Source organism: Ignatzschineria sp. F8392, assembly GCF_002252045.1.
In the GTDB taxonomy this organism is placed as follows: domain Bacteria; phylum Pseudomonadota; class Gammaproteobacteria; order Cardiobacteriales; family Wohlfahrtiimonadaceae; genus Ignatzschineria.
Window position 1 is genome coordinate 22414 of sequence record NZ_NEFF01000003.1, and the last position, 25977, is coordinate 48390.

19 protein-coding genes are annotated in these 25977 nt (G+C 43.7%); 6 read left to right on the plus strand and 13 right to left on the minus strand.

Going from position 1 to position 25977, the window contains the following annotated elements; genetic code table 11:
- Positions 1-226: 226 nt before the first annotated feature.
- Positions 227-2446 (minus strand): TonB-dependent receptor domain-containing protein, encoded by a 2220-nt coding sequence (locus B9T19_RS06120; protein ID WP_094567735.1) that lies wholly within the window; start codon positions 2444-2446, stop codon positions 227-229.
- 441 nt (positions 2447-2887) lie between these two features.
- Here B9T19_RS06120 and B9T19_RS06125 point away from each other — a divergent pair, with 441 nt between their 5' ends.
- Positions 2888-4315, plus strand: a complete 1428-nt coding sequence (locus B9T19_RS06125; protein ID WP_094567736.1) for an MFS transporter — start codon at positions 2888-2890, stop codon at positions 4313-4315.
- 151 nt (positions 4316-4466) lie between these two features.
- On the opposite strand, the gene B9T19_RS10610 is transcribed toward B9T19_RS06125, so the two are convergent.
- The 10 genes from B9T19_RS10610 to def all read right to left on the minus strand — a co-directional run bounded on the left by B9T19_RS10610 (position 4467) and on the right by def (position 16176).
- Entirely contained in the window at positions 4467-4619 is a 153-nt protein-coding gene (locus B9T19_RS10610; protein WP_158214366.1) for a hypothetical protein, read from the minus strand.
- A 275-nt stretch (positions 4620-4894) separates the two neighbouring features.
- On the minus strand, positions 4895-5785 hold the full coding sequence (locus B9T19_RS06130; RefSeq protein ID WP_094567737.1) for a prephenate dehydrogenase/arogenate dehydrogenase family protein: 891 nt from the start codon (positions 5783-5785) through the stop codon (positions 4895-4897).
- A 212-nt stretch (positions 5786-5997) separates the two neighbouring features.
- Positions 5998-7083, minus strand: coding sequence for a transaldolase (tal, locus tag B9T19_RS06135; protein WP_094567738.1), 1086 nt, complete (start codon positions 7081-7083; stop codon positions 5998-6000).
- A gap of 536 nt (positions 7084-7619) precedes the next feature.
- Positions 7620-8786, minus strand: a complete 1167-nt coding sequence (locus tag B9T19_RS06140; RefSeq protein ID WP_094567739.1) for a lytic transglycosylase domain-containing protein — start codon at positions 8784-8786, stop codon at positions 7620-7622.
- Between the two features lie 129 nt (positions 8787-8915).
- Positions 8916-10298 (minus strand): argininosuccinate lyase, encoded by a 1383-nt coding sequence (gene argH / locus B9T19_RS06145; protein WP_198959059.1) that lies wholly within the window; start codon positions 10296-10298, stop codon positions 8916-8918.
- A complete protein-coding gene (locus B9T19_RS06150) occupies positions 10288-12474 on the minus strand; it encodes an ATP-binding protein (RefSeq protein WP_094567741.1) in 2187 nt (728 codons plus the stop codon). The genes argH and B9T19_RS06150 overlap by 11 nt, the downstream gene beginning before the upstream one ends.
- Positions 12474-13175, minus strand: coding sequence for a DUF4390 domain-containing protein (locus B9T19_RS06155; RefSeq protein ID WP_158214367.1), 702 nt, complete (start codon positions 13173-13175; stop codon positions 12474-12476). Before B9T19_RS06155 ends, B9T19_RS06150 begins: the two co-directional genes overlap by 1 nt.
- Before the next feature lie 39 nt (positions 13176-13214).
- Positions 13215-14549, minus strand: a complete 1335-nt coding sequence (gene rsmB / locus B9T19_RS06160; RefSeq protein ID WP_094567743.1) for a 16S rRNA (cytosine(967)-C(5))-methyltransferase RsmB — start codon at positions 14547-14549, stop codon at positions 13215-13217.
- Positions 14550-15482, minus strand: coding sequence for a methionyl-tRNA formyltransferase (gene fmt / locus B9T19_RS06165; RefSeq protein WP_094567744.1), 933 nt, complete (start codon positions 15480-15482; stop codon positions 14550-14552).
- Between the two features lie 169 nt (positions 15483-15651).
- Positions 15652-16176: a peptide deformylase gene (gene def, locus B9T19_RS06170; RefSeq protein ID WP_094567745.1), complete on the minus strand. Its 525-nt coding sequence runs from the start codon at positions 16174-16176 to the stop codon at positions 15652-15654.
- An 861-nt stretch (positions 16177-17037) separates the two neighbouring features.
- Here def and B9T19_RS06175 point away from each other — a divergent pair.
- The 4 genes from B9T19_RS06175 (at position 17038) to B9T19_RS06190 (ending at position 21084) form a co-directional block, all read left to right on the plus strand.
- Positions 17038-18240, plus strand: a complete 1203-nt coding sequence (locus tag B9T19_RS06175; protein WP_094567746.1) for an acetate kinase — start codon at positions 17038-17040, stop codon at positions 18238-18240.
- A gap of 45 nt (positions 18241-18285) precedes the next feature.
- Entirely contained in the window at positions 18286-19962 is a 1677-nt protein-coding gene (gene pta / locus B9T19_RS10905; protein ID WP_094567747.1) for a phosphate acetyltransferase, read from the plus strand.
- 329 nt (positions 19963-20291) lie between these two features.
- Entirely contained in the window at positions 20292-20735 is a 444-nt protein-coding gene (locus tag B9T19_RS06185; protein ID WP_094567748.1) for a type II toxin-antitoxin system RatA family toxin, read from the plus strand.
- Complete coding sequence (locus B9T19_RS06190) at positions 20716-21084, plus strand: RnfH family protein (protein WP_094567749.1); 369 nt, start codon at positions 20716-20718, stop codon at positions 21082-21084. Before B9T19_RS06185 ends, B9T19_RS06190 begins: the two co-directional genes overlap by 20 nt.
- Positions 21085-21199: 115 nt before the next feature.
- On the opposite strand, the gene B9T19_RS06195 is transcribed toward B9T19_RS06190, so the two are convergent.
- Both B9T19_RS06195 and B9T19_RS06200 read right to left on the minus strand, forming a co-directional pair.
- A complete protein-coding gene (locus tag B9T19_RS06195; protein ID WP_094567750.1) occupies positions 21200-21676 on the minus strand; it encodes a tRNA (cytidine(34)-2'-O)-methyltransferase in 477 nt (158 codons plus the stop codon).
- A gap of 150 nt (positions 21677-21826) precedes the next feature.
- Positions 21827-23455 carry a CTP synthase gene (locus tag B9T19_RS06200; protein WP_094567751.1) on the minus strand — a complete coding sequence of 543 codons (1629 nt, stop codon included), beginning with the start codon at positions 23453-23455 and terminating at the stop codon, positions 21827-21829.
- A gap of 283 nt (positions 23456-23738) precedes the next feature.
- Between B9T19_RS06200 and tkt the strand changes: the two genes are divergently transcribed.
- Complete coding sequence (gene tkt / locus B9T19_RS06205; RefSeq protein ID WP_094567752.1) at positions 23739-25709, plus strand: transketolase; 1971 nt, start codon at positions 23739-23741, stop codon at positions 25707-25709.
- Positions 25710-25977: the final 268 nt, after the last annotated feature.

A 25977-nucleotide genomic window follows, 5' to 3' on the forward strand; every position in this document is an offset into this window, starting at 1 on the left:
AGTTTTATTCTTACTAGAGAATTGCCCTCTCTATCGCCATGAAACAAGTGTAACGATTAAAGTGATAGAAAAATAGTGATCTAAAGGATTAGCCACAACTAAAAGATAAGCTAATTGGCGGCTGATCTTAGAGCGCCGATCTTGCAAAGGAGAGCAGAAGATCAGCGCCATTTTAAGATCACTTTAAGATCACGCCCTAAGAAGCCCTAGGTTCATCTAGGATCGTCTAAAACTCATAATTGAGTTTTAACCAGAGCTTACGCCCCTCTTCTACGCGAGCGTAGCGGTTTTGATACCCTTTTCCACGTAGACCATAAGCTTCCGGTTCCTGATAATCGATAAAGTTCTTATTAAAGAGGTTGTTGACGCCAAAGTTAATCGATAGATCACGCGCAGGCTTATAACTTGCCCCCACATTGACGAGTGCATAAGAGCGATAGAAGAGCTTCTTATCGAGGGCAAATGTAGTTGCCTTACCTTTTTCATTAACGCCATGGCCCATCTCTAAGCCTCGATACTCTTTGGCACGGAAAGAGGCCTCTGCCCAAAGACTCCATTCTGGTGTAATCTTCCAATCCCCTTTTAAATTGACCATATGACGGGGTGTTTTGCTAAAAGGAATACGACGTCCGGCATCATCACGATATCGACTCTCTGTATAGGTATAGTTCGCACTAAGAGCTACGTTCTCCAATGCTTGATAACGCGTACCTAACTCAATACCATATAATTTAGCGTTATCTAAATTTTGATATTGGCTAATTTTACCTGCATCAGGCCAATCACTCTTGAGCTTACTACAACGAGCGCTCGTATCATTTTTGCAGATCTCTATAGAATCGATTTTATCCTTAAAGCGGGTATAAAATACGGTCGCGTTGAAGTTAAAATCATCTAAATTGGTATAGGAGAAACCTAATTCAGCCGATGTTGAGGTTTCAGGTTTTAAGTTTGGATTTCCTAAAATAGGCGCTGTTCCCTGCCCTGTCACCATCACAACATCATCATGGAGTTGTTGAAGATCAGGTGCTCTAAAGGCACGACTCACGCCCCCTTTAACCTGCCAATTGTCATCAATATTCCAAACAAGGTAGGCACGCGGACTAAAGTGACTTCCAAAATCCTCATTTTTATCGTAACGAAGACCAAAAGTGGCAATAAGGTCATCATTAATCATCCACTCATCTTCTGCAAAGAGTGCCCATTGATACTGCTTAATATCTAACGGTGATTCTACTAATGTATCTTTCAATGCTTGATGACGATATTGCATACCGGCACTGATAAAGTGGTCCCCGAGACCAAACATCCATTTATTATCGAAGATGATATTGGTATATTTGATATCGCGCGGCAAGCCATCATGAGGTTTAGGCGACTTGGAGATGGGATTTAAACGCCCGATTGTTTTTGTTTGATCCCAGAGAAGTCCTGACTCCACAACGACAGCATCTAAATCAATTCTATGGGTAAGACCAACTCGATCCCGTGTGAAACGAAGATGATCGGAATACCCTCCTCCCGCATTTCCCGGCTTCACATCTTTATGGAGCGTTCCTAGCTGCCCTTCACTATTATCGTAACGCTGTACACCACGGTCATAGCTAAGAACAAATTCTTGATTCTCCGGTGTAAAACTTAAGCGTGCGCCATAATTAAAATTTCGACGCTCACCAAAGCCCCCTAATTTATAGAGAGGCGTATATTCATCTTTCGCAGACTGATAAGTCCCTTTGGCATTTCGTTGTGTCTGAAAACTTCCCATTAAGGCTAACCCTAAAAGATCAGTTTTTATCGGCCCACCGAGATAGAAAGAGGTCGTATTGCCGCCGGGATATTGACTATCTGTCGGCTCTTCGATCGCAACGCTCACCTGCCCTCCCCATTTATCGGGGACTTTTTTAGTGATCACGTTAACAACACCACCTAACGCATCTGAACCGTAGAGCGTCGACATTGGGCCTCTTACTACTTCAATACGCTCAATTGCTGAACTTGGTGGAATAAATGCTGAATCCACATCACCAAAGCCATTCGGACGAGCGCCCGATGTATTTTGACTCAAACGCTGTCCATCGATCATCATCAAGGTATATTTACTCTCTAAACCTCGAATACCGATATCAACGCCACCCGTTTTGCCACCGCGCGTGATATTCACACCTTCAATATCTCTCAACACATCCCCGATATTATTAAAAGGTTTTTCATTAATAACATCTTGACCAATCACAGAGATCGATGCCGGTGCATCCTTCACCTCTTGCGCAAAACCTGAAGCTGTGACAACTAATGACCCGAGATCGACCGCACTAGCTAACTCTGACTGATCGATCTTGCTCTGTTCGAGAGGGATTTCATCAGCTTGTGCTGTCCATATAAGTGTTGAGGTTGCCGCCATCACAAGTGCAAGGCGCAACCGTTGGGAGAGTATATTTCGACGCATGAATACCAATTCCTTATTAATTCATAAGATAAAACAGAATAAAACCACTAAACCTAATCATAAATTTCATAAAATTTTGTGTGAAAAGACGATTGAGCTCTTAGATCTTTTAGATCACTATGTGATGTTAATCATTATCATTATGATTACTATCAACGAGTGCTATCCTTTCACTAATAGGAATTATTATCATTCTGTTTCACATTGTCAATGCCAATGATAACTATTTTCAATTGCATCTAATAGCTGATTAAAATTCAGCCAAGATATGCGCTCTTTTTTTACATTTATCGATGATGCGTTATGATATAGGGGCTTGAAGTTACACCTATTTCTATCGAATGAGCCTTTTTCAAGTAGAAACATCCTTATAAGTGCTCAATTAATAATCAACAATCATGAATCCCTATCATGGATCTCCCTTCTGTAGAGCTAAAATTTATGCGGACAATTACCACATTCTCTTCTCTCTATCTCGCAACACTCTTCATGCTCTTTGCAAATGGTCTATTGACGACCTATTTAGCACTCGACCTTGAAGCGCGTGGCATCACCGATATCTTAATCAGTAGCCTCACCTCAGCCTACTATGCAGGCTTAGTCATTGGTGCAAAATTGGGGCATAAACTAATTGCGCGTGTGGGGCATATCCGTAGTTATGTCGCTAGTGCTGGTGTGACGGCGGCAACGGTTATTCTTATTGGTCTACTCGACTACATTGAGTTTTGGCTCGCTGCACGCTTTATTATGGGGCTGATGATGATGGTGCAATATATGGTGATTGAGAGTTGGCTCAATGATCAGGCAGAGCCGACACAGAGAGGAATCGTCTTTGGGATCTATATGGCGGTCAGCTCCTTAGGCGGTTTATTAGGTCAATTGGCATTAACGGTCATTGATCCGATCGATATTCGTATTTTGATGATTGTTTCGATGTTCTTTTCGCTCTGCCTTGTTCCTTTAGCGGTCACACGTGCTATTCACCCAACACCACTGAAAGCCGCACCACTCAATATCGGTTACTTTATAAAGACACTGCCACAAGTGTTGATTATCACGCTCTTTGCCGGCATGATGGTGGGTTCTTTCTATGGATTAGGGCCCATTTTTGCAACGCGTTTAGGGCTTGATACGCAAGAGGCAGGAAGTTATATGGCAATCGCTATTGCCGCATCACTCATTATTCAGTGGCCATTAGGACTTCTCTCTGATCGGATGAATCGTCTTCTTCTGATCACAATTGTGGCGATTCTACTTTTAACGCTCTCGATTTTGATCAATCTTCCCTGGATCACCAATCTCTATATCGGTCTTATTAGCTTCTTTGCTATCGCTCTGCAATTTACCCTCTATCCTCTCTCCGTTGCGATTGCCAATGATAATATTGATGAGGATAAGCGGGTCTCTCTGAGTGCTATTTTGTTGATGCTTTTTGGCGTCGGCGCTGCTATCGGTCCTTTGATCTCGGGCTATCTGATGGAGCGTTATGATGCAAGAGGACTCTATCTCTTTACCCTTGCTATAGCGATTGCCATCATCTGGATGAATCTTCTCAAGGCGAGTCGTCGTCTCAAAACCGATGTGGAAGATTCCCTTCCCCACGTTATTCTCCCCGATGGACATCTCTCCCCTATTGCGGCAGCAACTTTAGACCCACGTATCGATGAAGATGCCGTTATTGAAGCGATGCATAACGAAGAGGCTGAAGAGATTAAGGAAGCTTTAAGAGAGGAGATTGAGGCGGCTGAAATTGAGAAGAAGAAATCGAAAATCGAACGCAATGCTCTACTTCCCTTCGGTGAATATAGTTACGCGGCCTTCCTACAAGAGTATGGCGCACCTGTAACGCCTAAAGAGAATGATGAGTAGAGATTGCCAACTTGCCGACACAAGCTTTATAGAAGTATTTAGTAGTAAATATAATTTCCGGCGATTGAAGATCGCCCTCTGCCGGCGCGAAATTGATGGAAGTACGCGATAGTGAGATCCGGCAGCCTTTAGCCTCTGTTGTTTGATTATTTCAAGCAATAAGAGAAGCTGTAGAACGGCGGGAGAGAACCATCTCGCTCTTATTACGACTGCATGCCCGCAGGTTGGCATCTTTGATGCCAGAAATGAGTATCGATAGGGTAATAATTGCTACCGATGATAGAAGATCATCATCTGCCGGCATACGATTTCTGACAGCATGCAGTAGCGATCTCCGGCAACTCAACAGCTTTTATATCAAACAACAAGTATTAGTACCCGGTGATTAAAATCGCCCTCTGCCGGCGCGAAATTGATGGAAGTACGCAATAGTAAGATCCGGCAGCGTTCAGCCTCTATTGTTTAATTGATTCAACCCATAAGAGAATCTGTAGAACGGCGGGAGAGAACCATCTCGCTCTTATTACGAATGCATGCCCGCAGGTTGGCATCTTCAATCTGGCATCTTCGATGCCGTATCTACGGCTCTTTGTAGAAATTATCCCGAGCATGTTTAGCGCGAGCAAAAACCTTACGTAATAGTTCACGATCTTCATCTTCTAATGCATGGCGTAGAGCATCAATCTTCTTCTGATAAGCAACTAAGACTTCTAAGATCGATTCTCTATTTTGCAGACAGATATCTGCCCAAAGATCGGGATCTGATGCTGAGATACGAGTAAAATCTCTAAATCCTCCCGCAGCAAATCGGAAGATCTCGGCACGATCATCAAGATTCGCTAAGGTATCCACCGTTGCATAAGCTAATAGATGCGGAATATGAGAGGTAGCGGCTAAAACCTGATCATGATGCTTAACGCCCATCTCTTCCGTCATCGATCCCGCTGCTTTCCACATATCATGAATTGTTCTAACAGCATCGTGACTATTCTCTAAATGGGGAATCACCAATGTCCGGCGATTATCGAAGAGAGAGTCGAAAGAGTTCTCAACACCATGCTTCTCTGTACCGGCAATAGGATGCGCCGGCACAAATCGCTCTGGAAGATAACCGAGTTCCGCCTCAATACTCGCTAATACCGATCCTTTTGTCGAACCGACATCGCTTACGACGGCACTCTCTTTAAGATGAGGCGTAATCTCCTTCATGATCTTCCCCATCGCTGTAATCGGCGTTGCGAGGATGATAATATCGGCATCTTTTGTCGCTTCAACAGGATCAGTATAGATCTCATCTGCAACCCCTAACTCATAAGCACGCTGTAATGCTGCTTCATCGCGATCATAAGCAATAATCTTACCGACAGAGTTACTACGCTTTAACGCACGTGCAAGTGAACCACCAATGAGACCAATCCCCATGATGGTAATTCGCTCTTTAAAAAAAGGCTGAGAGAGTTCTATCTTCATACTGTCCTACTTTCCAAAAAATCATCAAGAAATCAACAAACTCTATGAGTCTACTCGATTTCTTTCAATATTACATCCTCACTTTACCCGGTAGACTAAGAATCCATCCAGTTTAGCGCTTATTATCTTATCAAAACTCCTCTTATCAAAATCCGATCAGGATAAGATTAGAATGAGATTAGAATCCGATTAGCGTCCGATTACGACGCTGTTTATAGGCGCTGCTTCTCAATGGTTGAGAGAAGTGAATCAAAAGCTGTCACAAACTGTTCAACACCCGCTGTTTCGAGCGATTGGCAGATCTCTTCAAGATCGATATCGAAATCTTTCAATTCAGCTAAGCGAATTTTTGCCATCTCAAGATCACTCTCAAGCTGCGGATAAGGTGTCACACTCTCTTCTAAAAATGCATTATAGGTCTTAGGCGGCATCGTATTGACCGTCCCTTTCCCCATCAGATGATGCACATACATTGTCTCTTGATAACTCGGATCTTTCACTCCTGTTGAAGCCCAGAGCAATCGCTGAGGTTGCATTCCCGCTTTTAAGAGTGATTTAACACGTTCATGCGTCATCTCTGTTAAGAAGTGTTGATAAGCCATCTTCGCATTATCAATCGCAATATGCCCTTTAAGATGGGGTGCTGTAGTCGCGATCTGACTATCGATTACTGCATCAATTCTGGAGATAAAGAAACTCGCAACAGAGGCGATTTGCAAAATAGGAAGCCCTACTTTCACTCGTGCTTCTAAACCTTTAAGGAAAGCTTCTAAAACTTCACTATACCGTTTAACAGAGAAGATCAAGGTTACATTGACATTGATCCCTTCGGCAATAAGTGCCTCAATCGCAATGAGACCTGCTTTAGTTGCCGGTACTTTAATCATTAAGTTAGGGCGATCGATCTCTTCCCAAAGCGCTTTTGCTTCAATAATTGTGCCATTGGCATCATTTGCAAGGTCAGGAGAAACTTCTAAGCTAACATAACCATCTCTATAGCGGGTCTCTTCATAGGTTGGGAGAAAAAGATCACAAGCGGATTGGATATCCTCGATCGCTAATTTAAAGAAGAGTTCACGTGCTGAAAGCTCATGATTGGCAGGATCTTGAATCGTAGGAAGATAGGCCTCACCGCCGGCAATTGCTTTTTCAAAAATGGCAGGATTAGAGGTCACCCCTAGTAATCCCTCCTTTTTGGTCATTCTTGCAAGCTCACCATCGTGACCTAACATCTTACGCTCAATATTATCAAACCATACACTTTGGCCTACAGCCGCTGCTTTACGAATATTTCCCATAACTGAATATGCCCTTATTGACCTACTTATTGACCTACTTATTGACCTAATTAACGACTAACTTCTCACGACTAAAATTGTAATCCGTTACTCAACTACTTACTACTCAATTGATTGCCATTTACACTCTCTTGAAACAGCTTATTGAGCTTCCATTGAAGTTCTATTGAACCTCTTATTTAATCACGACTATTTAACAACAGCTATCTTCCCTAGCTATATTCCTACTATTTATACAAATCAAAACAGAAGCTGAACGCTGCCGGATCTTACTATCTCATATTTCCATCAATCTCGCGCCGGCAGAGGGCAATCATTCTATTACCTGAATATTACTGCTCTTTAATAAAACTGATGAATTGCCGGAGATCACCATCGCACACTTTCACAATTTGCATGCCGGCAAATATCGTTACTTTAGATATCATCCTCGGTGCTGAAAGCGCCGACTGGCGGGCATGCAAGGGTTAAAAGAGTGCAATAGTCGGCTCCCGCCCCTCAATAAATCTTCTTAAGAATTATCTGTTGAAATAGTATTAAGGCTGAATTCGACTCGGTTGATAGAATCTTCCACGCATCCGCTTCATTGTTCCTTTGGGAAGCCAAATATCGTAATGACTTGGAATCTCCGCTCGATTGGTCTCTATATTACGTAACCATGCAGGATTGAGCTCAATTAAGGTCGCCTCCGAAACACCGGTCTCTTTTGCTAAATCACGCAAGAACATTGGCGTTAGAAGCTCAATCCCCTCAATACTACTCTTAGGATAACGGTAACGGAATCCGGGGAAATAATGCCCCGGATCTTCAGCAATCTTCTTCGCTGCTAAAAATTCGGCATAGAAATTGCGAGAAGCAAATTTAAAAGCACCCTCACTATAATTAAATACCACTAAACCAATATCATTCCCATATCGCTCCTGCGCTCGCATCGAGTGACCAACACCAGCATTATAAGCAGTGATGGCTAATGGCCAATAGGGAACTAAATTGTAGTTATAAGCCATCAATTTTACAGCCCCTTTTGCCGCATGACGAGGATCATAACGAGAGTCGATCACATTCGCTCGCATCGGCATAAAGCTTCGCGCCGTTGACGGCATAAATTGCCACATCCCTGCCGCTCCTACCTTCGATCTTGCCCCCATATTAAAGGAGGATTCTACATGTGGAAGATAAGCAATCTCCTCCGGCAATCCGGCATCTCTAAAGAGCTTTTTAAAGTAGACAATATAGGGCTCACTACGCTCTAATCCTCGGCGAAACTCCGATTTTAAACCTCGCTGTCCCCGTAATCGATCCGCAGCACCGTAAAGCGCCTCTTTTCCACCCGCTTTTAGAAGCATCTTTTTAATCCGCTCCTGATTTTTACTCAATTTCATCGGCGTATTGAGCGATGCTTCGATCGCTAAAAGATCATCACGAATCAACTCTGAGATGGTATCCCACGTCATGCGATCCCCTTGTCTGATCGGCGCTAACTCATAGACCACATCAAGGTAACGATTATCATGAAACGCGACAAGATTATTATCCCAACGCGCATAGACATGCACCCAAAAATTGACCATCGGCTCCAGTGCTTTTGGCTCATCAAAACCATTTTTAATACGAGGACCACCGGCACAACTGGCAATAAAGAGTATCAATGCAAAGAGAAAGGTGAGTCGTTTAAAACGGCTAAAAAGTGGGGATAGAAACATCTTAAAATTGCCCTATAAAGCGTAGGAAGGGAAAAGGTAGAGAGATGAGCGCTATAAAAGGAGAAGACGATAGGATTAATAATGCCTATCGCCTCTCACCTCTCAATAACGAGAACTAAACAATTAGTGCTAGATAATCGCTTTTGCTCGCTCAATCGCTGCTAAGACCTGTTTCGGTGCAGTACCACCGTAATGATTACGTGCCGCAACAGAACCCTCTAAGGTGAGATATTCAAAAACATCTTCATCGATTAGATCGGAGAATTGCTGTAATTCTGCAAGCATCATCTCTGAGAGATCTCGCTCTGTCTCAACACCTAAACGGACGGCATTTCCAACGACCTCATGCGCATTTCTAAAAGGCATCCCTTTACGAACAAGATAATCTGCTAAATCGGTCGCTGTTGAGAAACCTAATTTTGTCCGCTCATACATATTCTCTTTTTTACTAGAGATCGCCGGGATCATATCGGCAAAAGCACGAACAGAGCCTAAAACAGTATCAACGATATCAAAGAGTGGCTCTTTATCTTCCTGATTATCTTTGTTGTAAGCTAAAGGCTGGCTCTTCATCAGTGTTAAAAGAGAGAAGAGATGACCATAAACGCGCCCTGTTTTTCCTCTCACTAATTCAGGAACATCGGGATTTTTCTTCTGCGGCATAATGGAGGAACCGGTACAGAAGCGATCTGGAAGGTTAATAAAATCAAATGCCGGCGTTGCCCAAAGGACTAACTCTTCTGAGAAACGAGAGAGATGCATCGCTAAGATAGAAGCTACTGCCGCAAACTCAATGGCAAAATCACGATCAGAAACGGAATCGAGTGAGTTTTCAGAAGGCGCACTAAAGCCTAACAATTTTGCCGAAAGATGGCGATCGATCGGATAAGTTGTTCCCGCTAATGCCGCAGCACCTAAGGGTGAGATATTAAGACGCTTACGGCAATCTTGAAAACGCTCACGATCTCGCTTAATCATCTCAAACCAAGCCATCAAATGGTGACCAAAAGTGATCGGTTGCGCCACTTGAAGATGGGTAAATCCTGGCATAATGGTGTCATATTCACGCTCGGCAACAGCAAGAATTCCCTCTTGAAGACGTTTTAACTCAAGATCGATATGATCGAGTTCTTTACGTAACCAGAGACGAATATCGGTTGCTACCTGATCATTACGTGATCTTCCGGTGTGAAGTCGTTTGCCGGCAATCCCAATCTTTTCTGTTAAGCTCGACTCAATATTCATATGGACATCTTCAAGCTCAATCGACCAGGGGAAATCTCCCGCTTCGATCTCTGCTTTAACCGCAGCAAGCCCCTCTTTGATCAGATTGAAATCCTCCTCTGATAAGATACCTTGCGTATAGAGCATCTCTGCATGAGCAAGTGATCCGGCAATATCTTCGGCATACATTCTCTGATCAAAATCGACCGATCCTGTAAAGGCTTGAACAAATGCATCGGTACTCTCAGAGAAACGTCCGCCCCACTGTTTATTCACTTTATTCGACATTATCTTTTCCTTCTTCTAACTCTTCATAGAGAGGAAGCACCACTTCAACGCGTGTACCGATCTGCTCTTTACCTGAATAGATGGCGATCTTTCCGCTATGCTCCTCTACAATCTTCTTCACAACTGATAAACCTAATCCGGTTCCCTTCTCTTTTGTTGAGACATACGGCTCAAACATTCGATTAATTAAGGATTCATCAATACCGCTCCCATTATCGCTAACGGTTAAGCGTAGATGAGCTTCATCAAGCTTGGAGATCTCAACATAGACCTTTCCTAATAATTGATCCTTCTCCTCCTGACATGCTTCAATCGCATTCTTAATCAGGTTATGGAGTAGCTGCCTTAAACGAATCTCATCCCCATTAACATAGAGGATCTGTGCCGGTTTTTGTAAAATAACCTCAACACCTCGAACATAATCACTATAGAGGAAAGTAACCTCCTCTGTTAAAGCATTTAGATCGATCTTTTTCAGATGAAGCTTCGGCGCTCTTGCATATTGGCTAAAAGCATTAACCATCTTCTTCATCGCATTAACTTGCGTAATAATTGTCTGGGTCGATTTTTCAAGGAGGAAACGATCATCAACCTCCAATTTCCCTTGTAACTTAAAGGCTAATCGCTCAGCAGAGAGCTGTATCGGCGTTAAAGGATTCTTAATCTCATGCGCAAGTCGCCTTGCCACCTCACCCCAAGCCGCTTCCCGCTCTGAATTGATCAATTGGGTAATATCATCAAAAACAATAGCATAACCGCTAGGAAGACTGCGGTTCTCTAAGGGTTCTGAGACACGTACAGAGAGTATCTGCGCAATCCCCTTCTCAACACGCATCACCTCTAATCGATCGTTCTCCCCACGCTCTCGCTTCTCAAGATAGTTTTGTAGCGGTATAAAGAAGAAGTGAAGCGATTCATCAATTGTTTCAGGCGCTGAGAGTGAGAGCTTCTGCAATAAAATACGATCGGTCTTTAAAATCGAGAGTGCTGCCTCATTAAAGGTACGAATATTCCCATCATTATCGAGGACTAAAACGCCCGAGGAGAGATTCGCTAATACCGCCTCAAGATAGGATCGCTGTGCAACTAAGAGCCGTTGTGAAGCTTTCTCCGCCTCATTGGCTTGACGCAACTTAATAATCATCTCATTGAATGATTCTGTTAAAAATCCGATCTCATCATTCGATTTAACAACAATCTCCCGATCAAAATTCCCCTCTGAAACCGCTTTTGATGCGAGCGAAAGCCTACGAATCGGATTGACTAATCGTCTTGTGGCAAAGTAAGACCCCCCTAACGCTAAGAGAATCGCTAATAGTGAAACAAGTGTTAAGATGGCAATTAACTGCCCCTTGAGGGATTCTTGCAAGGTCTTATATTGCTTATAGCTCTCTACCGATGCTTGGGTCGATAACCCTAATTGCGTATAACGTTGCGGGATCTCATAGATTGCTTGTACGACACGAGGGATATCGGAATCGACTCGAATAATAACGCGCACCTGTAACTCATCATCCCCGACCGGCTCGAGCCAGACATAATCCATATCATTAAAGACACTCATCAAGACGATATCGTTGGGAAGCTCCGGAAGATTGACGGTGGTATTACTAGAACTTGTGGCTAAAATCCGTCCACGATGATCAAATACGGTAAGATCGAGCGCATTGGCATCAAAACGAAGATTCTCTAACTCATAAGCAAGATCGAGCGAGTTGAGATCTCCCACCCGCTGACCGATCGATTGGGTGATCTCCAAAGCATCTAAGCGGCGCGTCTCTAAGGCCGATTGAGCTAAGGTTAAGGCGTCATCGAAACCTTGATCGAGCGACTCATCAAACCAGCTATCGATTCCTCTTTGAATCATAATGCCGGCAAAGAGAAAGAGAATCACAATAGGAACGACCGATAAGCCGGAGAAGAAGATCATCATCCGCGCATTGAGCCTTGCGCCTAAACGCTTTTTCCGCACCCCTTGCAATAGCTGGATCAGAAAGTAGACCACAAGCGACATCAAAGAGAGAAAGCAGATGACGCCGGCAATAATGATCCAGGTATAGTAGCGTGAGTAGAGGACAGCGGACTCAATAGAGCGCACCATCACCCCCAAAATAATCACCAATAGAAGTGATAATAGTAGAAAGAGGGTAAAAGCATGTTTTCGAATAAGACTCATCACTTGATTAACTCCCACTGAAACCAATCGGAGCTTAACCACCAATTAGAAGAGAGATAGGCGGGAATGCGAAGAGGTGTTGGCAATGCTTCAATATCGAGCCATAATTTTGCCCTTCCCACATATGCTGCTAGATCAATCCCTTCACTACTCTTCATACTGATAATAATCTCCGCCGGCGTTGAGATCGATAACAGCGCTAAACTTAAGATAGGATAACTATGCTGTTTTTTTGTCTCTAAATCTCGCACCACAAATTGCTTTGAAAGCCCATGATAGAAGAGAAGATAACGCACCTCTTTCTGATAACTCTGCTGTGTAAAAAAGCCTCTCTTCTCAAGCCGAATATCGTAAACAAAGGTGAGAGGTATCCCATTGAGAAGCATCTGCTCTTGCTCATCACTCATTATAATCTGGCTCTTCACCTTCAAAAGAAGATCGATCGCTTCTAATTGACCGTTATTGAGAAGCTCCTGATCCCGAATTCGATCCATCTTTCTGCCGGGATAGTAATACTCATTTTTGATGCTTTCAATACTTAATGAGGAGGCGCGCTGCAATGTTGTTGCAAAAAGTGGTGTGGAGATTAGAAACATTATCAAGAAAAGAAGGGGCAATAAGCGTGAGCACCCCAGCGTTAAAAGACGCTGAGAGCGATTTCCGAATAATGTACGGTCTGTACAGTTCATAATCCGTTGCACCGCGATCTTTCCCTCCCCATACTCTTACACTATAACTGACTACTGCTTCTCTAAAAGAGCATAGTAGAAGCCATCTAGACTCTCTTCTGACTTAAAGAAGCGAGGCAAAATCTGAACACCCACATCACGTTGCTCACCAAAGGGGAGTGATAGAGCTCTCTCTTTCGCCTCAGGATGATTTTTTAAGAAGTGACGAATCTGCTGCTCATTCTCATCTTTGAGGATAGAGCAAGTTGCATAAAGAAGGCGTCCTCCTGTTTTTAAAAGGGTCCATGCATGTTCAAGAATCTCCCCTTGCAGCTCTCTTAACTTTTCAATATCTGAAGCTTTGCGAAGACGCTTAATATCGGGGTGGCGATGCATAATGCCGGTTGCAGAACAAGGAACATCGAGCAAGATGGCATCAAAGCATTGCGCGCTCTCATAATCTTGACAAGCGATTGCTTCAATCTCAACAAACTCCGGAATCGCTCCCATCACGCGCTCAATATTCTCTTTCACACGAAGTAAACGTTCTGCGGAACTATCGAGCGCCACCAAGCCCTTCATTTGAGGCATCGACTCTAAAAGCGCTGTTGTTTTGCCCCCGGGAGCTGAACAGGCATCAAGGAGATACTCTCCACTTTGAGGTGCTAAAAGTTGTGCTGCAAGTTGTGCCGAAGCGTCTTGAACACTCACCTCGCCCTCCCAAAACCCTGGGAGCTGATCAACACTCACCGGTTGATCTAAGACGATAGCACTCTCAACAAATTGATGTGCAACCGCCTCAATACCACTATTGGCAAGTTTCTCTAGATATTGCTCGCGACTTCCCTTTGTTAAATTGACGCGCAAAATCATCTCAGGATGGAGTTGATAGAAGGTACCAATCTCTTCTAAAGCCACTTTTCCCCATTGATTCTCAATTCGTTTAGCAAACCACTGAGGGAGATTGCTACGTCCGGCTACACTCTTTGCCGGTGGGAGTTTTCCACGCTGGATATTGCGCAAAATCGCATTGGTTAATCCCGCAGCCCAAGGCTTATCCATCGCTTTAATCAAATTCACCCAGTTATTGAGGATCGCATGCTCAGCAGTTGCCATCTCTGTGAGCTCATAAGCCGCTAAGATCTGGGCTACCTTAACTTCGATCTCTGAGTTTTTGATTGGTTTCGACAACATTTGTGAAAGCCGATCCTCAAGTGCGTCATATTGTCTCAAGGCGCCAAAGAGGAGATGCTGTGTAAAGCGGCGATCATTCTCATTGAGTCGCTCACTGCATCTTGGTAATGCATCGGTTAGCGACTCTCCCTCTAGTACAGAGCAGAGTGTCTCTACTGCGACAAAGCGGGGATCTTTCATTAATTTGGGATATAGCGCTTCATTGATGGCCATTTATTGTGCTACCTTCTGATCGATTTCATTACCTTTGATGAAGAGCGCGCTCTCCATTCTTCTTTTACCTGCAATCTGCAGCTCTAATACTTCTAATAGATGACCATCGCCGGCAGTGACATAGAGCGACTCATCTTCAACATGGAATGTTCCCGGTTTTGAATCACTCTTTCGATCGGTCTCTAAGACACGATAGAGCTTAAGGAGCACGCCCTCTAACTCCGTAAAAGCGCCGGGAAATGGATTAAATGCATGAATCTTACGCGCAATTGCCGCACAATTTTCATGCCAATCGATTCTCGCTTCCTCTTTACTAATCTTCTCTGCATAGGTAATACCCGCTTCCGGCTGTGGCGTTGGTTTACGCTCACCGGCAATCACTTCAGGAATCGTCGCTAATAGGAGCGATGCTCCCACCGCTTTGAGGCGATCGTGGAGTTCACCTGTTGTCATATAAGGGGTAATCGCAATGCGCTCCTCTCCCCAAACAGCGCCGGTATCTAAACCTACATCCATCTGCATAATCGCAACTCCACTCTCCTGATCTCCTGCCTCAATCGCACGATGAATCGGTGCGGCACCACGCCATCTCGGTAAGAGTGAAGCATGAATATTGAGACAACCATACTTTGGCATCTCTAAGATCGCTTTTGGCAAAATCAGTCCATAAGCAACAACAATCATCAGATCAGCATTGAGGGAGGCAAATTCCGCTTGCGCCTCAGGACCTCGTAATGAGAGAGGCTGATAGACAGGGATATCATGAGCAACGGCCACCTCTTTTACGGGCGTAAATTGCACTTTTTTTCCTCTTCCTCGCGGACGATCAGGTTGTGTATAGACCGCAACAACCTCATGTTCTGAATCGATCAATGCCTCTAACGTAGGCACTGAAAACTCCGGCGAGCCTGCAAAGATAACTCCTAAACCCATTATTTACCCCTTTCTCCTAAACTCTAAACCCTAGATTTTTAGATCCTAATACTCGCTAATACTCTACGCTAACACTCATTTTTCGACTATAGATTCACTAATAGATCCCTAAAATGCCGTAAAGTACCGTAAAATATCGTAATAATGCTGCATTAATGACGTTGCGGTATTACTGATTCTGCTCTAATTCACGCTCTTTGAGTACCTTCTCTAACTTCTTCAAGATTCGTTGCTGCTTTAAACGTGAGAGATAATCGATAAAGAGCACTCCTTCGAGATGGTCATACTCATGTTGAATACAGCGCCCTAAAAGACCATCTGCCTCAAGCTCAAAGAAATCACCATTAACATCTTGTGCGCGAACTCTGACCGCAACAGGACGAATCACCGGGCCGCTATAGAGTGTTGGAAGTGAGAGGCATCCCTCTTCTGCGGCATCGGTCTCTTCCGATACTTCTAAAATCTCAGGGTTGATAAAGACTTTAGGATCATTGCGCTCTTCAGAGCAATCCGCAACGAAGACTCGCTTTAAGACATTAACCTGATTGGCCGCCAAACCGACCCCTTTTTCGTCATACATCGTCTCTAGCATATCCTCAACAAATTGCTTCAACTCGGCATCGAAAGTGGTGACCGGCGCAGCCTTTTCACGCAAGGTAGGATGAGGAACTGTAATTACATCTAAGATTGCCATAAAACTCTCTCTTCTTTGATCTATCTTCTAAAATCATATCGCTATAAAAGAGGGCATTTTACACTAAATCGGGAGCGCTCGGTAGCTTTCCAAAAAATTTACTCTACGGCATAATTCCGCCTCCCTTTCTCTCTCAATCGACCAAAATGTTAACTACTTTATTATTGTCTCAAATCGATAAAGTCTCTCGACATCGTGGTTACTTTTTCAGCAATCTAAAGCATATAGATCAAGCCGAGTGCATCTTGTTCTCCCATAAAAGGGAATCCATGCTATAACAGGAATTTAGCCTAAATCAGATACTCAAGGGTAGATAGGGATGGTCGATAGGGATACTCGATAGAGTTAATTGAGAAAAATGCTTGAGAGAGGCAATTACTGCGACATTATCAGATTGTTACCTTAACTTTTGCTATCACATTCTCAAAAAAGATAAAAAGTTTTCAACTCTTTTTTTGGGTTTTTGCAATTTATAGGGTATTAATTAGAGAGGTATGAAAAATATTATCTATTCGATCTATTCGATCAACTCATTGATAAATGCTCGATATATTTCATTCGATCATTTTATTCAAAGATAAAGTCGATAATTGAATGAGTGATAAAAAAATCGTGATAAAAAATCGTGATAAAAAATTAAAACTAAAATAAATAGCGTTGGATTATGGCAGAAATGGTTAAGTTCTCCCTAGTACTTAATGATTTCAACTTAAAGCCCTCCCCTTACCTATCCTTATCAGGTGTCGTGAAATAAGAGTAGGCTTAGACCCTCACTACTCTTATGAGAGCTGAAAGAGCGATGATCCAATCAATAACAACAATATGTTCACCGAACATTGAAAGCTTAGGAGTCAAACAGTTATGTATGCTTTAGTCATCAATTGCGGAAGTTCCTCACTTAAGTTTGCGTTGATTCATGCAAAAGAGCGCAATACCGTTATTAGCGGGGGCGCAGAGCAGCTCGATACGCCCGACGCCACCTTAACGATTAAATACCATGGGGAGAAGATTAAGAATAAACTTGAAGATCCCACTCACCTAGGTGCATTTAAAGAGGCCTTCCAATTTCTCCAAAAAGAGGGTTATGCCGACAAGATCAAAGCTGTTGGCCATCGTGTTGTCCATGGGGGAGAGTATTTCCAAGAGTCCGTTGAAATTACCCCTGAAGTGATTGAGATCATCAAAAAATGTGCACCATTAGCACCGATTCATAACCCAGCGAACTTAACAGGGATTTTGGCCGCAAAAGAGGTTCTCCCGGAACTGCCACAAATTGCTGTATTTGATACCGCCTTTCATCAAACTATGCCTGAAGAGGCATATCTCTACGGCCTTCCACTTGAAATCTACGAAAAATATAATATTCGTCGCTATGGATTCCATGGAAGTAGCCACCGCTATATTACAGAACGCACCTCTCGCATTCTCGATATCCCCCTCGAAAAGCTCAATATTATCAGCTGTCACCTCGGCAATGGTGCCTCTATTGCTGCGATTCGTGGAGGAAAATCGGTCGATACTAGTATGGGATTGACACCGCTTGAAGGGTTAATGATGGGAACTCGCTCCGGATCGCTCGATCCTGGCCTTATCCCCTACCTTGTTGAATGTTTAGATTACGATATCTATGAGATGGATAATCTTCTCAACTTCGATAGCGGACTTCTCGGTATCTCCGGCGTTTCCAATGATTGCCGTACCTTAGAAGCTAAAGCAAAAGAGGGGCATAAACGTTGCCGCTTAGCACTTGATATGTTCGGTTATCGCGTTGCCAAAACAATCTCAGAATATCTCCCTGCACTACAGCGCCTCGATGCCATTGTTTTCACGGGCGGAATTGGTGAAAACTCAGCCTATGTTCGTGAACTCATTATGAGCCAACTAGCATTCTTAGGTTATCGCTTTAGCAATCCTTCTAACAGCTACTGTACCGGCGGAAAGGAGGGTGTTATCGCCACAAGTTCCAACTTCGGTAAAGCTTTAGTTGTCTGTACGGATGAAGAGGGAATGATTGTTCAAGATACCTTAGAAATTATTGCAAAAAAAGAGAAGCAGGCATCATAAATCGATCAAGAACGATTAAGACCGATCAAAAGGAACATTGTATCTATGAAAACATTATTTGTCGCACCTACTGGTGATATTAAGAGCTTAACCTCAATTTCACTGGCATTAGTTGAAGCGCTGCGCAAGGCGGGGTTAAGCGTTGGATTTGTTCGCCCTATTGGTGAAGATAATAATCGCTCTGAGCAGCTCTACCGTGAACTCTTCAATGATGAGTCCCCCTCCCCCATTTTGGAAGGAGAGGTGAATAATGCAATTCGCAATGGCAGCTATGATGATCTTTTAGAAGCTGTTGTCGGCAGAGCAACAGAAGCCGCTAAAGGGCACGATATTGTTGTCGTTGAGGGCTTAACCTATCATAACACGCGCCCCTATACGCACGATCTTAATGCCGATATCGCTCGCACACTCTGTGCGGGTGTCGTCTTTGCTGGAAACTCCCTAGCAAATACGCCCGAAGAGGTTGCAGCTCACTTTGACCTTAATGCCTATATCTATAGTGAATCCCATATCTGGCTTGCCGGTTATATTATCAACCATGTCAAAGATCCTAAAGCGATCGAAAAGACGGTCACTTTCTGCCAGACCGATTTCTGTCGCTCGCTCGATACTCTCGGTATTGTGCCTGAAAATGAGTCATTAAAGGATGATCTTGCTGCGATTCGTTTTATTGCACAACACCTTAATGTTGAACGCTTAGTAAAAGAGCTGAAGACACAAGGAACAGATCGCATGCCACCATCTGCCTTCCGCTACAAATTGATTCAGAGCGCGCAAAAAGCAGATCGCCGAATTGTACTTCCTGAAGGAGATGAACCCCGTACGCTTCGTGCCGCTGCAATCTGTGCTGAACGAGGCATTGCTCGCTGCGTACTTCTTGGTGATGTTGCGGCAATTGATGAGGTTGCCAAAGCACATAATATCCATCTGCCCGAGCATGGCATTGAGATCATCGATCCCAAAACATTGGTAGAGAGATATGTTCCCGGCTTTGTTGAGCGCCGTCAACATAAAGGAGCAACTGAAGAGAGTGCTCGAGAAGCACTGAAAGATAGTGTCGTAGTTGGAACGATGATGCTTGCAGAAGGGGATGTCGATGGCTTAGTTTCGGGTGCTGTTCATACAACTGCCGATACCATTCGCCCAGCATTTCAGCTAATTGGCACTGATAAAAACTCAAAACTGGTCTCAAGCATCTTCTTTATGTTGATGAAAGATCAGGTTCATGTCTATGGGGACTGTGCCGTTAATCCCAACCCGACACCGGAGCAACTCGCCGATATTGCGATTCAATCTGCTGAATCTGCCAAGATCTTTGGCATTGAGCCTCGTGTTGCAATGCTCTCCTACTCAACGGGAACATCAGGTGCCGGAGAAGAGGTCGAAAAGGTTGCAAAAGCAACAGAGATTGCCAGAGAAAAAGCACCCGATCTGCTCATTGATGGTCCCCTTCAATTTGATGCAGCTAGCGTCTTAAGTGTTGGCCAACAGAAAGCCCCCAATAGCCCTGTTGCCGGGCGTGCAACGGTCTTTATCTTCCCTGATCTCAATACCGGCAATATCACCTATAAGGCAGTTCAACGCAGTGCTAATGTCGTCTGCATCGGCCCGATGTTGCAAGGTTTAGCAAAACCAGTCAATGATCTCTCGCGCGGCGCTCTTGTCGACGATATTGTCTATACCATTGCGATTACGGCATTACAAGCAACACCCGAAGCTTAAAGAGCGGAATAAAGCGCAACTCCGGCGCATCTTCAAGAGATTGATTCTAGATTTGCGTTAGAATTTGATATAATAGCGAGCTACCTAAAACCGGTAGCTCTCTCTTTATCTATTCGCTTAATCTGTATACTTTATCGCTTTGTACTATCTCTTCATGTTATCTCTTTAACAAAACTTATCGGAAGAGACCGGCCAGTAGATAAAAGTTGATAGAGCGTCGATAAGAGGTCGATAAAAGATCAATAGAAGATCGCTAGAGAGCCCGCAGAGAGTAGAGAAGAATAGATTAATTCATTGAAGCAACAAATATTGATAAATTGAGGAATGCTGTGCCTGTCATACGCCGATCACAAAAAGAACCATTTTCTGCAAAACAGATGTACGATTTAGTCAATGATGTGGAATCATATCCTACCTTTCTTCCTTGGTGTAAAGGATCTCGCATCCTTAAATCGACACCAACTATGATGGAAGCCTCTATCTTGACTGCGAAAGGTCCGCTTAACAAGTGGTTTACTACACGCAACACTTTGGTAGAGAGTGAGAAAATCACCCTTAACCTAGTGGATGGCCCATTTAAGCATCTTCGGGGAGAGTGGCGTTTTAACGACCTTCCTGATGGTGGATCAGAGATTCATCTCATGATCGATTTCGATTTCTCTTTTGGTCCTGCAAGATTACTTTTGACTCCAATCTTTGAAAATATTGCCGGCAGTATGGTTGCCGCCTTTAGTGCTCAAGCAAAGGTGCGTTATGGAAAACTTCTCAGCTAATTCCCCCCATAATCGCGAGACAATCAAGCGCTATAACCGTACTAATGATCAATTTATAACGGTTGAATTTATCTTAGCGCTTCCCGATCGTCAGCCTACTGAAAAACAGAAGTTTCAAGAAGGAATCACCTTAAAAGATGCTCTTCCCTTCTTTGCACTCTATCATGAAGCCTGCAAGGTGATTGATTCTCCCCAATTTGGGATCTTTGGCATTAAAGTCGATCAAGATCACCCCCTTAAGGAGGGCGATCGAATTGAAGTTTATCGCCCCTTGATTATCGATCCCAAGCAAGCGCGACAAATTCGTGCCGCACGAGATCCTCGCTTCAAAAGAAAAGGGGATAGTTAAATCCCCTCTCTTAAATCCCTCTCATTTAAAACTTAGCTTCAAGCATTTTCCTCAAGGTACCTCTCTTCTTCCAAGCGCCCTCTTTTAAAAGCGCCCTTCGCTTCCCTCTATCTCTTTAATCACTTCCCTTAAACTCAAATTGTCGCCATGCCTCATAGATCGCAATCGCAACAGAGTTGGAGAGATTAAGGCTTCTCCCGGCATTCTCCACCATAGGAAGGCGTAGACGTTGCTCACCAGGGAGTGAAAAGATCAATGCTTCAGGCAATCCACGCGTTTCAGGTCCAAAAATCAGCGCATCTCCCGGCTCAAATTTTGCTTCAAAGAAATTTCTACTTCCCTTTGTCGTCATAGCATAGAGTCTATTAGGCGATACTGCCTCAAGGCACGCTTCTAAAGATGGCCAAACACTCATTGTTGCCCACTCCGCATAATCGAGCCCAGCACGACGAAGCGCTTTCTCCTCTAACGAAAATCCAAGTGGTTCAATGAGATGTAGCTCAGCACCACTATTAGCACAGAGCCGAATAATATTTCCGGTATTAGGCGGAATCTCTGGCTCATAGAGAATTATCGATAACTTCTGATTCATCTTCTAATATTATCCTTTATGGTTTTATCCTTTATAGCTGATAAAAAAGAACCTAGAGGGATCTCGCTATCGACCACACTCTAGGCTCTTTCTATATTCTTATATCTTCTATTGTTAGCCGCTATTGTTAACTGATACTCTTAACTTTGACTATTCGTCACTACCCTTCTCTTCTTGCACTGCTTTTGCAGCATTAACAAAAGCGATAAAGAGCGGATGCCCATCTCTAGGCGTCGATTTAAATTCAGGATGAGATTGCGTTCCAACAAACCAAGGATGATCTTTCAGCTCAATAAAATCGATCAATCCACGATCATTAGTACGACCTGAAACAACAAAGTTACCATCTTGCAATTGATCGAGATAATCAAGATTAACACCATAACGATGACGATGACGTTCATTCACATCAGCGCGCCCATACGCTTCATATGCTTTTGTCCCTTCAATCAAAGTTGCAGGTTGCGCACCCACCGTCATATAGCCTTTAAACTCATCTGTTTCGCTATCGCGCTGTGGATCTAACATCTTAATAACAGGATATTCAGAAGTAGGATCAACTTCGCTCGTATTTGCGCCATCAAGCCCTAACACATTACGTGCATACTCAACAACCGCTAACTGCATGCCTAAACAGAGCCCTAAGAAGGGGATATTATTCTCACGGACATATTGAATCGCGCGAATCTTCCCTTCCATTCCACGCTCACCAAAGCCACCAGGAATTAAGACAGCATCCATACCGGCAAATGCCGCAGATAGCTCCGTCTCATCCATATCTTCTAAGGAGGCAGCCTCTACATAGTGAAGCTTAATCTTTGTCTTTGTCTGAATTCCCGCATGAAATAGTGCTTCATTGATCGATTTATAGGTATCGGTCAATTCTGTATATTTACCAACGATCAAAATATTTGCCACACTATCAGCAGTAGCGATATTTTCTAATACCTGATCCCACTCAGAGAGATCGGCCTCTTTCGCTTGAATATTAAATTGCTCAAGTACGATACGATCAAGACCCTGATCATGAAGAAGTCCAGGGATTTTATAGATCGAATCAGAATCAACACAGGAGATAACTGCTTCTTGGGCAACAGAGGTAAAGAGTGCAATTTTGCGACGCTCTTCTGCTGGAATCGGCTCTTCTGTACGGCAGATCAAGATATCAGGTTGAATACCGATCGAACGCAACTCTTTTACCGAGTGTTGTGTCGGCTTTGTCTTTAACTCACCCGATGCACGTAAAAATGGTACTAAAGTTAAATGAAGGAAGAGCGCATTACGAGGTCCTACCTCTGTGCGAATTTGGCGAATTGCTTCTAAAAATGGGAGAGATTCGATATCGCCAACCGTGCCACCAATCTCGATCAGTGCGATGTCGGCACCCTGCGCCACATTGTAGATACGATGCTTAATTTCATCGGTAATATGAGGAATCACTTGAACAGTATTACCGTGATACTCACCTGCTCGTTCACGCTCGATAACGGTTTTATAAACACGTCCCGCACTGACGCTATTGCGACGGCTCGCCGTCATACGGATAAAACGCTCATAATGACCTAAATCGAGATCTGTCTCCGCGCCATCATCGGTCACAAAGACTTCGCCATGTTGAAATGGGCTCATCGTGCCGGGATCGACATTGATATAAGGATCCAACTTCATCATTGTAACCTTAAGTCCCCTAGCTTCTAAAATGGCACCTAAAGAAGCTGCCGCAATACCCTTGCCTAAAGATGAAACAACGCCACCTGTGACAAATATAAAATGTGTCATGAACCCACCCTGAAATTGATGTGAATAAAAAGTCTATCAGGGATCATATTTTAACTCATTTTCGAAAAAAGTTCGATAAATAATTATCGTGCAACGATCGTCTAATTAACGCACAAATAACACACAAGCATTGATTCTCTCACAATCATCCTTAGAGAGAAGTGACGGACACTTTTCAGTCAAAATGGGCGCTCTTTCCTATGGGATAAGTAAGATTTTTTATTGAAAGTTGAGTATAATTAGGGCTTCTATTTTCGAGTGCTTTAAAGGTTAATGAAATATTATGTCAAAGATGAATAAACAATGCGCAAACGCTATTCGTGCGCTCAGCATGGATGCTGTACAAAAAGCAAATTCTGGTCATCCCGGCGCACCGATGGGGATGGCAGAGATGGCGACAGCTCTCTGGGGGCTTAATCTCTCACATAACCCCAACAATCCCCACTGGATCAACCGCGACCGCTTTATCCTCTCTAATGGGCATGCATCAATGCTGCTTTATTCTCTTTTACACTTAACAGGTTATGCGCTCTCAATCGATGATCTCAAAGATTTCCGTCAACTCAATGCTAAAACAGCAGGCCATCCTGAATATGGTTTTGCAGATGGGATCGAAACAACAACAGGGCCTTTAGGTCAAGGTATTGCCAATGCTGTCGGTATGGCGCTTGCAGAAAAGATGATGGCGGGAACTTATAACACAGATCAACATACCATTATCGATCACTACACCTATGCATTCTTAGGTGATGGTTGCATGATGGAGGGGATCTCTCATGAAGCTTGCTCTCTTGCCGGTACCTTAAAACTCAACAAATTGATCGCACTCTATGATGATAATGGCATCTCGATCGATGGAGACATTCGTGGTTGGTTTACCGACAATACTAAAGAGCGCTTCTTAAGCTACGGTTGGAATGTGATCGGTCAAATTGATGGTCACGATATTGCAGCTGTTGATGCGGCGATCAAAGAGGCGAAAAAATCAGACAAACCAACACTTATTATCTGTAAAACTCTGATCGGTAAAGGTTCCCCCAATAAAGAGGGATCAGAAGCGACTCATGGTGCTCCTTTAGGCCCTGAAGAGATTGCGGCAACTAAAGCGAGCATTGGTTGGAACTATGGTCCTTTTGAAGTTCCAGAAGAGATCTACCAAGCTTGGGATGCTCGCGATACTGGCGATAAAATGGAAGAGGAGTGGAATAACCGCTTCGATGCTTATGTTGCGGATCACCCCGAAAAAGCCGATGAACTTCTTCGCAGAATTGCAGGTGAACTTCCCGATAACTTTGAAGAGATCTTTGCCGCAGCGCTCAAAAGCGTCAATGAGAAAGAAGAGAATATCGCAACACGTGTAGCGAGCAAAAATGCACTCGATCTTTTAGCGACTGATCTTGCAGAGATTGTGGGCGGATCTGCTGACCTTACCCCATCGAACAATACCTTCTTCAAAGGAAGCCGCGATCTCGATATCACAACCGGCGAAGGCAACTATATCCGCTTTGGTGTTCGTGAGTTTGGTATGGCGGCTATTATGAATGGTTTAGCACTCTATGGCGGTTTTATCCCTTATGGTGCAACTTTCCTCGTCTTCTCCGATTATGCACGTAATGCGATCCGCATGAGCGCACTCATGGAGCAACGTGTGATCTATATCATGACCCACGATTCCATCGGTCTTGGTGAAGATGGTCCAACCCATCAACCTGTCGAGCATGTTGAATCTTTACGCCTTATTCCTAACCTCTATGTATGGCGTCCTTGTGATGCGGTTGAGACATTAGTTGCTTGGGCAGATGGTCTCAAAGCTGAAGATCACCCCACATTACTCGCCCTATCCCGCCAGAATCTTCCTCACCAAACCCGAGATGCCGAGAGCTTAAAAAATATTGAGCGTGGTGGTTATACTCTTCTTGAGAATGATCAGGCCGAGATCACACTTCTTGCAACAGGTTCTGAAGTAGAGTTGGCGATGAAAGCTGCGAAAGAGCTTAATGCTCGTGTTGTTTCAATGCCGTGTGTCGAGCTCTTTAGAGAGCAAGATGAAGCTTATAAACAGGCTGTTTTAGGCGATAAGAAGATCCTTGCCATTGAAGCAGGTGTCACTCGTGGTTGGTATGAGTTTGCAGATGCTGTGATAGGAATCGATACTTTCGGGGCATCGGCGCCAGCCAAAGATCTCTCCCCACACTTTGGCTTCACAGTAGATCATGTGATCCAAAAAGCGCAGATGCTCTTAGCAAAAGCGTAGAAGAGTCATCAAAATAGTAAATTAGTGAGATAGTTAGTGAGATCGTTGATGATTTAGTAAAGTAGTTAAGAAATCTCATTAAACTACCGCTTACGAGAAATCGAGAGAAAGCCACCGGAAATCATCTTGTGGCTTTCTTTATACCTGTTAACATCACTTCTCCCCCTTTATTTCACAACACTCCTGCTTGCAAACTGATATGGGATCTTGAGTCATACCGTAAAAGTGGCATAATTGAATCGAATGAAGTACCACTGACAATGAGTGC